We start from the raw sequence: 12,556 nt of genomic DNA, 5'->3' as shown, positions 1-12,556 counted from the left end.
ACATGCCCCACAACGCGCGCGCCCTAATGCTGATTCCACTGGATGTGGGTGTGGGTATTACATCGGTAAGCCTGGGCTTAATACGGGCACTTGAACGCAACCGCGTAGAAACCCAGTTTTTCAAACCTGTCAGCGAAGCGCCTTCCCGCGACGGCGCCATCGAGAGAACCACAGAGATATTGCGGCAGACTACCAAGCTAGACATTCCCCGTTCAATCAGCGCACAAGAAGCTGAAACTATGATCTCCGCAGGTGGTACCACGGAGCTACTGGAGAAAATTTTGGCCCGCTACCGCAGCAGCGTTCAAACTGCGGATGTAATAGTCGTAGAGGGACTTTTACCTGGAAGGCAGAATCAATTTTCTGACCAATTGAACTGCCAGATGGCAAAAACCCTGGATGCGGAAGTGGTGTTGGTTGCCAGCCTGCACACAGGTGATATTCGCCAGCTTACAGAGCGTCTGCAGTATGCGATGCAACCGTTTGGTGAGGGCCCATCCAACCCAGTGGTAGGCTGCATTATCAATAAGCTGGATGCCCCTCCCCGCATAACCGACCCACCTGGCGGCCACTTTATCTCGGTGGGCGCTCAACAGGAGCCCTGTACCAAAGCTGTCAACCGAAAGGATCTGTATCGTAAAATTCCTCTACGCATCGTTGGCGCCATCCCCTGGAATGCGCAGCTGCTGGCCCCCCGGGCGCTGGATCTGGCCCGGCATTTCAATGCACAACTGATCAATCGCGGAGAACTAGAGAGCCGCCGTTTGCGCAGCGTAACCTTCTGCTCGCGATCCCTAGCCAATATGCTGCATCGCTTTAATTCAGGTGCCCTACTGGTCACTTCAGCTGACAGGCCCGATGTCATGGTAGGAGCCAGCCTGGCAGCAATGAACGGTGTAAAAATTGGCTGCTTGCTGCTGACCGGGGGCTACCGACTGGATCGCGGGGTACACAAACTTTGCACACCGGCCATGGAGACTGGGCTGCCGGTAATGTTAGTCAGCTCCAACACCTGGCATACCGTGATGGAGTTACAAACCTTTAACCTGCGCACCCCCGCAGATGACCGCGAGCGAGTAAACCGGGTACAGGATTTTTTTGCCAGCCACTTGGATAGAAACTGGGTGCAATCCCTAAGCCAGGTTTCCCAGCGACCGCGGCGGATGTCACCCCCAGCATTTCGCTACCACCTAACAGAAATGGCCCGCCGGGTGCTAAAACGCATTGTGCTTCCAGAGGGGGAAGAACCCCGCACTATACGCGCAGCTCTGGCCTGTGCAGAACGGGGAATTGCACAACCGATACTGCTGGGGAGACCGGGATCTATCCAGCGAATCGCCGAGCAACAGGGCCTCAGGCTCAGTAAAAAAGTAGAAATCATCAAGCCCGAAGATGTCAGGGAAGAGTATGTAGAGCCCATGGTAGCTCTTCGTAAAAATAAAGGCCTCACTCAGGTGGTCGCGAAAGAACAGCTGCAAGACAATGTCGTTTTGGGCACTATGATGCTGGCCCTAGACCGAGTGGACGGCCTGGTTTCAGGCGCTATTCACACTACCGCCAATACCATCCGCCCCGCCCTGCAATTGATCAAGAGCGCTCCAGGTGAAGAGCTTGTCTCCTCAATTTTCTTTATGCTTCTACCCGAGCAGGTACTGGTATACGGAGACTGCGCCATCAACCCAGACCCCAACGCCAACCAATTGGCTGCGATCGCCATCCAGTCGGCAGACTCCGCAGCGGCTTTTGGGATAGAACCCCGAGTAGCAATGATCAGTTACTCCACCGGCACCTCAGGAACCGGCTTAGACGTAGACAAAGTGCGTGAAGCTACACAAATCGCCAAGCAGAGAAGGCCCAAGCTGATTATTGATGGACCACTGCAATACGATGCGGCGCTGATAAAAAATGTGGCTGAGCAGAAAGCGCCACAGAGCCCAGTCGCGGGCCGCGCCACCGTATTTATTTTCCCTGATTTAAACACCGGCAACACCACATATAAAGCAGTACAACGCAGTGCGGACTTAGTCAGTATTGGGCCTATGTTGCAGGGGCTGCGCAAACCGGTGAATGATCTTTCCCGCGGTGCCCTGGTGGACGATATTGTCTACACCATTGCACTTACCGCTATTCAGGCCCAGCAACATCAACCACATAAAACTAAAAAATAACTGGCCTCTATCCACAGAGGGGACGGCGAAGGTCAATATATTCATGCAGCGCGGCGGCAATAACATAGGCCTCCAGGCGGTGCTCATAGGTATCCGAATGGTCACAACCCATCCGCTCCAGACAGCGATGGATAAACGCGAACTGATCAGAATTGTCCCGCCACACTCTACGCCCCTTGATCACCGTTATCAGCATTCGCCACCAGCTGCGGTCAGCCGCTCTCAACTGCTGAAGTGCGACAGCCAGCCATCCCTCTTCATCGGTAAAGTCCGTACCCAGCGGATAGTAAGGCAACATGGCGAGGGACTTTTCATCGGAAAAGACCTCGGCAATATGCTCCGGGGTATTTCGATTAAACTCTGCCGGAATAGTGAAGTCCTTTTCAATTTTGCCTGCATATTTGGCCTGTTCCAGCAACACTGCCTGAAATCGTGTATCGCAAATACTGAGCATGGAAACCATCACGTCCCGGTCTGTTTTACCCCGCAGGTCCACCGCGCCGTATTCAGTTACCACAATATCCCGCAAGTGCCGAGGTATAGTGGTGTGGGGGTATTCCCAGACAATATTACTTTCACATATTCCGTCGCGAACGCGTGTGCTCGGCAGGGCAATAATGGAGCGGGCCCCAGGCAGTGCAAACGCCTGGGCAACAAAATTGTATTGCCCTCCAACACCACTAACCACCTGATTATCCATTAAAGCATCGGAAATAACGGCCCCGCCCAATGTCACCATCATGGCTGAGTTTACAAAACGTGCGTGTTTGCGCTGGACTTGCTTCAGTATTTGTTGGCCGCGCAGATCGTTGGTGAAATCGATAGAAGTCATATCGATACCGGCCCGCTCAATGGGGGCTAGATCCCGTAACTCTCGATACATCACCTCAGGACCAAGGTAAAAACCACCGTGCAACCAGATACCGCCTTTAAGTTTGTTGTTCAAACAACTGCCTATCAATCGTCGACGGCCGTGCTCACTGTGCAGGTCACACTCCTCCTCTTCGCCATCGGGTGTTAACAACTTGTGGCCGCGCCAACTGTAACTTGGATCCACAATACCAAAACGCTGCAAAAACGCCGTGTCATCAGGGGTTAATGGACAGTGGATACGCCCTCTCTTTTTCAGAGCAAGCAGAGTCTCTTCGTTCACTGTATGGGTGATCGCATCCGAGTCCAGCAACTCTTGCAGTGCCGCATCAGCAAACACTTCACGGATTAAAACCCCCGCCTTACGCAGATGTAAAAAGCCATGGGGAACCATTTCACTGGCACCATATAGTCCCTGTTGAAAGGGCGTCTTTTGTAGGCGGAGGTTTTTTCGGTATGCGGATGACTCCGAATCGGCTAACTCATCCAGCAGGCGAGTGAAGAGCGGATTCTCTTTGTGACGCAAGCGCAAGGCATGACACACCGCATCGCCGAGCGCCCCGATACCCACTTGTAAAGTACCACCATCAGCGATCAGGCTGGCAATATGAAAACCGATAGCGTATTCGGTAAAACTCACCGGCATTGCAGGAGCGGCAAACAATGGAGTATTGAACTGGTTACCTTCTAACAAAAAATCGAAAGCGCCTTCCGCAAGCTCACTACTGCCCGGCATATAAGGTAATTGATGATTTACCTCTCCCAGTAAAAAAAGCGATTGCCCTTTGCGATCGGAGGCCAGCTTTAAAAGTGGCAGGGTCAGATCCGGATTACAGCTCAAACTGTATTTGCCACCCGCCGGTGAAGGGGAGACCATTTGCGCGATCACATTGATCCCATTGCGCAAGAGATCTTCGGGCACCTCGGTATAATTAGTACTGACATAATGTTGCTGAGCATAGCGATTACCCAGCAAAGCACCGGGCTCCATAAAAAACTCTATCACCTCAATATTATTGGGAAGCTGCCCTTGCCTCCTTGCCGTCACATAACCAAGATCCTGATAGTGACTGTAAAGGCGATCCAGTAAAGGCTGTACAAAACGGCGCGTGATATCACTGTCCCCCCTGGGTCGCTCAAGGGTCAGGGCGGTATAAATGGTCAGAGAAATAGAAGGATCTGCAGCGGCACGCGCGTAGAGGGCATTGGCAAAGTGATTGGCTTTTCCCAATCCAAGGGGTAACCCCAGCACAATCTTCTTACCGACCCTGCGTAACAGAGCATCGATACACTCCTCGGCGCCGGTAAACCGCTGGGGAACATTATCAGGAGAAACTTCCATGGAAATCAGGCTTTTCTCACAAGGCTATTGGATTTTTCCCACCACCCTGGCCAAATGATCAAAGTGGTCGACCTGGATAGCCTTATCCACTGCATCAGCTGCGTCACGAAGAGCATCCGCTTCTTCATCACTAATGAGATTACGTTGCAACCCCTCTTCCACCGACTCGCGACTTAGGGTGCGAATCCCCCCCTTTTTTAACTTCTCTCGTGCACGCTCAGAGGCACATACCTTGTTGAAGGCTTGCTCGACAATTTCAACTCCATCGCCAGGATTGCCAAGGAAAACACCACGGGTCAAACGGTCTCGGGTTTTGGAGGGACTCAACAGCAACTCGGCACATGCTCGCGCCTGTCGATCTGAAGCAGTATGGATACTATGCCCCCAGGGCATAGTCAGAAAATGCATCAACTGCCCAAAAAATGGGCGCGGGAAATTCTGAAAAACTTCCAGCAACTGAACTTCGATTTTATGCAAACCATCACGCATGGCGAATTCCAGGAGCGGTAAATCATCTTTGGGATTGCCATCATCATAGAAACGCTTGAGAGTACAGCTCAACAGATAAAGCTGGCTGAGCACATCGCCGAGCCGGGAGGATATCAGCTCTTTTCTTTTTAACTCACCGCCCAAGGTGATCAGCGAGACCTCTGTCACCAGTGTCAGCACAGCTGAGTAGCGATTGATCTGACGAAAATACTTGGCCGCGCCTCCAACATTGCGAGGGCTGCTGGCAAAGAGCCCCACGGTCCAACCGTGAAATACTCCTCGTAATAGTGTCTTGAACTGGAACCACATATGCTTGGGGAGTAAATGATCCAGTTGCTCCAGCCCCTCCTCTTCATCGGGATTTTCAGCAGCGAGCATTTCATCAAGAATGTAGGGGTGGCAGCGAATAGCGCCCTGGCCAAAGATCATTAAGCTGCGGGTCAATAAATTGGCCCCTTCTACCGTTATCGCCACGGGTACCGCACGATAGGCATTACCCAGGTAATTTAGTGGGCCATCCATGATGGCTTTACCAGCATGAATATCCATGGCGTCATCAATAGCCTGGCGCAGCCCCCCTGTTGCACTGGCTTTCATAATTGCGGTGATTACCGCCGGCTTAAGTCCATCATCCAATGCCCTGGTGGTTGTCTTATGGGCGCTATCTAGCACGAAAGCGATAGCGGCGATCTCCGCCAGCCGACTTTGCACCCCTTCAAAACGCCCTACAGGAATATTGAATTGCTCGCGGATACGCGCATAGGCACCAGTGGTCCTCGCCGCCATTTTGGCACCGCCCGTAGAGAGCGATGGAAGCGAGATGCCACGACCAGCAGCCAAGGCGCTCATCAACATTTCCCAGCCTTTGCCGACATTCTCCTGACCTCCAATAATCCACTCCATAGGGATAAAGACATCTTTTCCCCAGTTGGGACCATTTTGGAAGGCCTGCATCGCCGGGAGATGGCGTTGACCAATAGTCACGCCTTCTGTATCAGTAGGAACCAGTGCCACGGTAATTCCCAGCTCCTCTTTATCGCCGAGAATATGCTCCGGGTCGTACAACTTAAAGGCGAGCCCCAAGACCGTGGCAATAGGCCCCAGGGTGATATACCGCTTGTGCCAGTTGACACGCATCCCCAAGACCTTTTCCCCCTGATGATCACCGTAACAAACCTCTCCGCGGTCAATCATGGATGCCGCATCAGAGCCCGCCTGGGGGCTGGTGAGGCCAAAACAAGGAATATCCGTGCCATCGGCAAGCCGGGGCAAATAATAGTCTTTTTGCTCCTGGGTGCCATGAGCGAGCAGCAATTCTCCCGGCCCAAGGGAGTTGGGCACCATCACAGTGACGCCGACGGTGTTACTCCGCGTAGAAATTTTGGTGACTATTTCTGCATGCGCAGTAGGGGAAAAGCCGAGACCACCATATTTTTTGGGAATGATGATGCCGAAGAAACGATTTTTGCGCAGAAACTCCCAAACATGCTCTGGGATATCGTGATCGACAAAACTGATCTGCCAATCATTGATCATTTTACAGAGCTCTTCGGCAGGCCCATCGAGAAAAGCCTGTTCCTCCTCATTCAGCTCCGGCGGTCCCATATCGAGTAGTTGCTTCCAGTCCGGTTTTCCGGAGAGTAGCTGAGCATCCCACCAAACTTCTCCGGCCTCCATTGCCTCCCGTTCCGTTTGAGATATTGGCGGTAAAATCCTCTTTATGATGTTCAATAGGGGTTTGGTAAAGAATTTCTTGCGCAACTCGCTCATTTTTACCTTCCGCAGTATCCCTAGCGGTGCACTACCCCGCCAATTACCACTAGCCATGGTGCTATTTCAAAAAATAATGATAGGCAACGAATGCGGTTGAAGAGTTTCAGTAAGATCCCTTCCCAAATTGAAAACTCACAAGCAGTCACTCAGTACTCCTGACACAACATTTTGTGCGGGGAGAGCCCCCTGGTAACTAGACGCCCAAGAGAACCTGAAATTTATACATCAATAAGATGTATGAAGCGCCAGTTGTCGCGATATCCCTGGGAAATACTACCTATATTTAGAGAGATGGAATGGACGCCGCAAATGAAGCTCTGGATCAGTTGATAGAAAGCATTGAATTAGGATGCTCGTATGAAGCAGACTCTTGTGAACTCGCTTGCCGGTGTCGGACTTTTAACCCCCAGCCTGCTCTTCGCCAATCTGGTGGGAGAAGGCCCCCGGCTGGCCCCGGAAGACAGAATTACCCAGGGACAAATTGTTGAAGGTGAACTGAGCCTGGATGAAATTCGCCAGGCCGGGATGCTCATTTTCAGCACCCCCTTTAATCGCTACGATGGCTACGGGGATGGTGCACACGATGAATCCCAGCCTGATAACCACTCCGCAGATGGCGGTAACCGACCGACATTACAAGGCAATGGTACCTTCCTGCGAGTCAATGGACTCGACTCCCAGAACTGCCTGGAATGTCACAGTATCGTCAGCAATAGAACTGTGCCGGCCACCATGGGTATTGGCGGCGGTGGCGGTTTTAGCACCAGCGCAATGCTGCGTCCGGTAAATATCGATGTCATTGACGAAAGCTTCGATGGGACTGCGGAATACGATGGCCGCCTAATCAACCCCCTATTCTTATTTGGCTCTGGAGGGATTGAACTAGTCGCCAGAGAAATGACCGCTGACCTTCAGCGCCTCAAACAATACGCCTTAGACAACCCTGGAACTGTTGTCAGTCTGGATACTAAATCCGTTAATTTTGGCAGTATTTTTGTCGATGAAGATGGCAACCTGGACACCAGCAATGTGGAAGGCGTCGATGCAGACCTTGTGGTACGCCCGTTTGGCAGGAAAGGCGATAATGCCTCAGCCCGCGAATTCTCCTTGAACGCCCTTTCTTTTCACATGGGGATGCAGGCAACAGAAAAGTTTGGCGGGGCAGAAGCCGACGAAGACAATGACGGCGTGACCAACGAAATTTCTGTCGGTGATCTATCCGCGATCAGTATTTTCATTGCCACCCTGGACCGCCCCTTCCAAATAGAATCCGGCAAAAATAACCGGGGTCGCAAATTGTTCCACGAGGTAGGCTGTGCCGACTGCCATCGTCCCGTAATGACCACTGAGCGAAGGACCTTGCCCTTTAAGCTAACGGGCTCCCCGGAGGCACCATTTGAAGATACTTTCTATCACGTGGATCTAAGCAAGCCCCCCACAGTTTTTAAATCCATTTTTGGAGCGGGAATTGAGGTCGAAATGTTCTCTGATCTCAAGCGCTATGACATGGGCATAGCCTTAGCTGAAACCGCCTTTTTCCAGGATGAGGTGCAAAACAGGGAATTTATCACCGCACGCCTTTGGGGAGTTGCTGACACAGCGCCCTATATGCACGATGGGCGCGCACTCACCTTGGTAGAAGCCATCTTGTTACACGATAATCCTGGAAGTGATGCCGGCTACGCCGCAGAAAACTTCCAAAATCTGAGTGACGAAGACAAGAACAAGATCCTTTATTTTCTGATGTCTCTGCGCATGCCCAAGGATCCAGTTTCAGATTTACACAATCGATAGGCAGCTCTTCATGAACGATGCCCGCGGCAACAAAGTTGCCAGCGGGCATTTTTATCTGCAAGCTTTTGTGAAAGCTGTGTAATTGAAAAGTGGGGTTCACACTAGTGCTTCTTGCGCAATAATGATTCCGTTGTTATCCCCATACAGATATTCTCCAGGTCGAAAAGTCACCCCTCCAAAAGTCACTGCCAGATCCCGCTCACCAATACCTTTTTTCTCCGTTTTCATTGGGTGTGTACCCAGGGCCTGAACGCCTAAATCTAGCGTCCCAATCTGGTCAACATCGCGGATGCAGCCATACATCACTATGCCTTCCCAGCCATTGGCTACCGCTTTATCGGCGAGCATATCGCCAAGACAAGCGCGACGCATTGAACCACCCGCATCGACTACCAGAACTTTTCCTTGTCCCGGTTCCGCCACTAACTCCCGCACCAGCGAGTTATCCTCAAAACACTTAATAGTTACGATTTGACCGCCAAAGCTCTCACGGCCTCCGTAATTAATAAACATCGGCTCAACCACTTGCACTGCATCACCGTGGTCATCACACAAATCGGGGGTAGAAATTGACATAAGTTCTCTCGCAATCATTCCGTAAAAAATGATGATAGCGATAGTGTCACTCTGGTGGCAGGCTGACAAATAAATACCGGGTATCATCCCTATAGATAATACCCGGCCAAGGCTTCGCTGCTACAAAATCGTTTTCATGTTTTAGTGCGTAACACGCACCGGAGTACCTACACGTACATGGCGATAAAACTTTCTAGCCATGTGCGGAGGCATACGCACACAACCATGCGAGGCAGGGTGTCTGGGCACATGGCCAGAAGCATGCAGACCGATCCCGCCGTTGAAGCGAATATAGTTATTCATTTTTGCACCACGATACACAGTACCGGCGGGGCGACGATGTTTACGAGTATTTACATTGGACCTCACCACCCGTCCTGTGCGCCTATCTACATAACTACCGTAGATCGAAGAGCGATGATGCGGGTGCTTGGACAATACACGGAAGTGTCCTGGCCGCGTACTATAACCCCGCTTACCGGAGGAAATTCTGGATACCCCGACCAACTTACCGCCTTTGTAGAGGTAAGCGCGCTGTTCACTCAAGTCAATCCTGATTGAGGCGCCTCCTCCCCTAGCCGCAGCGCGATCATCAAACCAGTTACCACCGCGGGGCTTTGCCATTGCAGGGGGAACGGCGATTAGTGCCAAGAGACACAACATCAGAAAAATATGCAATATTGGGATCTGTAACTGTCTGCTCGTATGCATAGCTCACCTCAACAACTTTCTCTGCTCTGCCAAAGTGGGCGGAAAGGAAAACAGCCCAACCGATACCACTCAAACTTCTACACCGGAGGATTTACCCCTGCAGGTGAATCAGCACCAAAGCAAATTGCGCTCTGTTTTCTATCTACGCGCTGCCTCAGGACTCTTCCGATTTTATTGAGGCTGGTGGTAAGCCTTAGAATGAATTCTTATCTCTGAAAGCAAGCCATAGAGTTTTGAATTTTTTCGGTAGCGTGTGATCTGTAAATCTCACACAGAAATAGCAGGATAAATTCCGAAGTTATCGAGAGAAGCGGCAACAGAAGTCTAATTTTTGGGCAAACACGCAATGAATTAGGAAAAAAAAACCACAGTCGCTGGAGGGGCGCTTAGATAGGAAAAGCGGCCCAAAAGGGCCGCTTAGAAAGGAAATTAGGCTTCTTCGTTAGCTAGGAATAGCCAGGTATCTACAGCGGTATCCGGGTTCAGGGAAACACTGTCGATTCCCTCATCCATCAACCAGCGGGCGAAGTCTTTGTGGTCAGAAGGTCCCTGACCGCAGATGCCTACATATTTACCAGCTTTTTTGCAGGCCTGGATGGCGCGGGACAGCAGAGCCTTCACTGCCGGGTTACGCTCGTCGAACAGGTCGGCCACCAGACCGGAATCCCGATCAAGACCCAGGGTAAGCTGGGTCAAGTCATTAGAACCGATTGAGAAGCCATCAAAATGCTGCAGGAACTCTTCTGCCAGCAGGGCATTGGATGGCAGTTCGCACATCATAATGACCTTGAGACCAGCCTCGCCGCGGCGCAGACCGTTCTCGGCGAGCAGACCGACAACCTCTTCTGCCTCTTCCGGAGTTCGCACGAAGGGTACCATGATCTCCACATTGGTCAGCCCCATCTCGTCACGTACTTTCTTCAGTGCACGACATTCCAGGGCGAAACACTGGCGGAAATCTTCAGAGCGGTAGCGAGCCGCACCACGGAAGCCGAGCATCGGGTTCTCTTCGCTGGGTTCGTATAGTTGGCCACCAACCAGGTGTGCGTATTCGTTGGACTTAAAGTCTGATAGACGCACGATTACACGATTAGGTGCAAAGGCCGCGGCCAGGGTAGCGATACCTTCTACCAGTTTCTCAACAATAAAGTCTTCCGGGGAGGCGTAACCGCCTATGCGCTCGCGGATATTCTGTTGCAAGTCATCCGGGAGGCTATCCAGCTCAAGCAGGGCTTTCGGGTGAATCCCAATCATGCGATTCAGGATAAATTCCAAGCGCGCCAGGCCAACCCCCTGATTGGGCAAGTGGCTAAAGGCAAAAGCGCGATCTGGATTGCCCACATTGAGCATGATTTTGAAAGGCAGATCCGGCATTTCGGAAACTTCAGTTTCTTCACGCTGGAAGTCCAACTCGCCGGACATTACGAAGCCGGTATCGCCTTCGGCACAAGAGACGGTGACGGGAGTACCGTCTTCCAATAACTCGGTGGCGTTTCCACAGCCAACCACTGCGGGAATCCCCAATTCACGGGCAATAATCGCCGCGTGACAAGTACGGCCGCCGCGGTTGGTAACAATTGCGCTCGCCTTTTTCAACACCGGTTCCCAATCCGGGTCGGTCATATCGGTCACCAGGACCTCACCGTCATGCATAGCCGCCATATCTTCGACGGACTTCAGCTTGCGAACGCGGCCGGCACCGATACGCTGACCAATCGCGCGCCCCTCACACAGTACTTCACCGCGCTCCTGCAGGCTGTAACGCTCAATGCTGGTACCTTGATCGCGGGAGCGCACGGTCTCCGGACGCGCTTGTACGATAAATAGCTTGCCAGTATCACCGTCTTTGGCCCACTCGATATCCATCGGACGACCGTAGTGCTCCTCAATTTTACGGGCCTGAATTGCCAGGCTGGTCAGCTCTTCATCATTGAGAGCAAAACGCTGGCGATCTTCTTCTGCAACCTCAACGGTTTTTACTGAGCGCCCGCAATCGCCGCTTTCGTCGTAAACCATTTTGATGGCTTTACTACCGCGATTGCGACGCAGGATAGCTGGGCGCCCGGCATCCAAAGCCGGCTTGTAGAGATAGAACTCGTCAGGATTCACAGCACCCTGTACAACAGTCTCACCCAGACCGAAGGCCGCAGTGATAAAGATCACATCACGGAATCCACTCTCAGTATCCAAGGTGAACATTACACCGGCAGCGCCAGTCTCACTGCGCACCATGTGCTGAATACCAGCCGACAGAGCAACACCTACATCCGCATAACCTGTATGTACGCGGTAGGCGATGGCGCGGTCGTTATAGAGAGAGGCAAATACTTCTTTAACTGCAATCAGAACCGCATCAATACCGCGGATATTCAGGAAGGTCTCCTGCTGGCCTGCGAAAGAAGCATCCGGTAAATCTTCAGCAGTCGCGGAGGAACGCACAGCAACAGCTGTTTCACCACCACCCAAAGCTTCATAACCATCGCGGATCTCTTTTTCCAGCTGTGCAGGAAATGGGGTCTGTATGATCCAATTGCGAATTTCATCGCCGGCTTTGGCTAACTCAGTAACATCACCGACATCGAGCCCTTTCAGCCGCTCAGCGATACGCTGCTCTAACTGTTCATGGGCTAGGAAAGCCCGAAAAGCCTCCGCTGTGGTCGCAAAGCCGCCCGGTACACTCACACCAGCGCCGGCCAGAGATGAAATCATCTCGCCGAGTGATGCGTTTTTACCGCCGACTTTGTCGACATCATCCATTCCCAGTTTTGCAAAGTCGATGGTGAAATTCGTCAAGTGAAGGCCCTCTGAAATCAGGTTTGTTGGGCGCTGATTA

Annotated in this window: 7 protein-coding genes; 2 read left to right on the top strand and 5 right to left on the bottom strand. The window is 52.0% G+C overall.

Annotated elements, in window-relative coordinates:
• Positions 1–2 precede the first annotated feature (2 nt).
• Positions 3–2,168, top strand: a complete 2,166-nt coding sequence (pta, locus tag ACJJIO_RS19170) for a phosphate acetyltransferase (RefSeq protein WP_444909482.1) — start codon at positions 3–5, stop codon at positions 2,166–2,168.
• Positions 2,169–2,175: 7 nt separating this feature from the next.
• On the opposite strand, the gene ACJJIO_RS19165 is transcribed toward pta, so the two are convergent.
• Together ACJJIO_RS19165 and ACJJIO_RS19160 are read right to left on the bottom strand one after the other, a co-directional pair.
• Positions 2,176–4,380, bottom strand: a complete 2,205-nt coding sequence (locus tag ACJJIO_RS19165; RefSeq protein WP_444909481.1) for an acetyl-CoA hydrolase/transferase C-terminal domain-containing protein — start codon at positions 4,378–4,380, stop codon at positions 2,176–2,178.
• Positions 4,381–4,404: 24 nt separating this feature from the next.
• Positions 4,405–6,639 carry an acyl-CoA dehydrogenase gene (locus ACJJIO_RS19160; RefSeq protein WP_252081808.1) on the bottom strand — a complete coding sequence of 745 codons (2,235 nt, stop codon included), beginning with the start codon at positions 6,637–6,639 and terminating at the stop codon, positions 4,405–4,407.
• Positions 6,640–6,999: 360 nt separating this feature from the next.
• Between ACJJIO_RS19160 and ACJJIO_RS19155 the strand changes: the two genes are divergently transcribed.
• Positions 7,000–8,436 (top strand): di-heme oxidoredictase family protein, encoded by a 1,437-nt coding sequence (locus ACJJIO_RS19155; protein WP_252081809.1) that lies wholly within the window; start codon positions 7,000–7,002, stop codon positions 8,434–8,436.
• Between the two features lie 96 nt (positions 8,437–8,532).
• Here ACJJIO_RS19155 and rraA read toward each other — a convergent pair whose 3' ends face one another.
• The 3 genes from rraA to ppsA all read right to left on the bottom strand — a co-directional run bounded on the left by rraA (position 8,533) and on the right by ppsA (position 12,516).
• Positions 8,533–9,012 (bottom strand): ribonuclease E activity regulator RraA, encoded by a 480-nt coding sequence (gene rraA, locus ACJJIO_RS19150; RefSeq protein WP_444909480.1) that lies wholly within the window; start codon positions 9,010–9,012, stop codon positions 8,533–8,535.
• A 141-nt stretch (positions 9,013–9,153) separates the two neighbouring features.
• Complete coding sequence (locus tag ACJJIO_RS19145; protein ID WP_252081811.1) at positions 9,154–9,723, bottom strand: L,D-transpeptidase; 570 nt, start codon at positions 9,721–9,723, stop codon at positions 9,154–9,156.
• Positions 9,724–10,152: 429 nt separating this feature from the next.
• The gene (ppsA, locus tag ACJJIO_RS19140; RefSeq protein WP_444909479.1) at positions 10,153–12,516 is read right to left on the bottom strand and encodes a phosphoenolpyruvate synthase; all 2,364 of its coding nucleotides are present in this window, start codon (positions 12,514–12,516) and stop codon (positions 10,153–10,155) included.
• Positions 12,517–12,556 lie beyond the last annotated feature (40 nt).

The organism is Microbulbifer mixtoriginis (SeqCode) (assembly GCF_052467235.1).
Note: the sequence above shows the minus strand (reverse complement) of the source record. Positions and strands in the feature narration are given on the sequence as shown.

Excerpts from the sequence above, each read along its gene's own strand:
- pta (WP_444909482.1), top strand. The coding sequence starts at position 3 with ATGCCCCACAACGCGCGCGCCCTAATGCTGATTCCACTGGATGTGGGT.
- ACJJIO_RS19165 (WP_444909481.1), bottom strand. The coding sequence starts at position 4,380 with ATGGAAGTTTCTCCTGATAATGTTCCCCAGCGGTTTACCGGCGCCGAG.
- ACJJIO_RS19160 (WP_252081808.1), bottom strand. The coding sequence starts at position 6,639 with ATGAGCGAGTTGCGCAAGAAATTCTTTACCAAACCCCTATTGAACATC.
- ACJJIO_RS19155 (WP_252081809.1), top strand. The coding sequence starts at position 7,000 with ATGAAGCAGACTCTTGTGAACTCGCTTGCCGGTGTCGGACTTTTAACC.
- rraA (WP_444909480.1), bottom strand. The coding sequence starts at position 9,012 with ATGTCAATTTCTACCCCCGATTTGTGTGATGACCACGGTGATGCAGTG.
- ACJJIO_RS19145 (WP_252081811.1), bottom strand. The coding sequence starts at position 9,723 with ATGCATACGAGCAGACAGTTACAGATCCCAATATTGCATATTTTTCTG.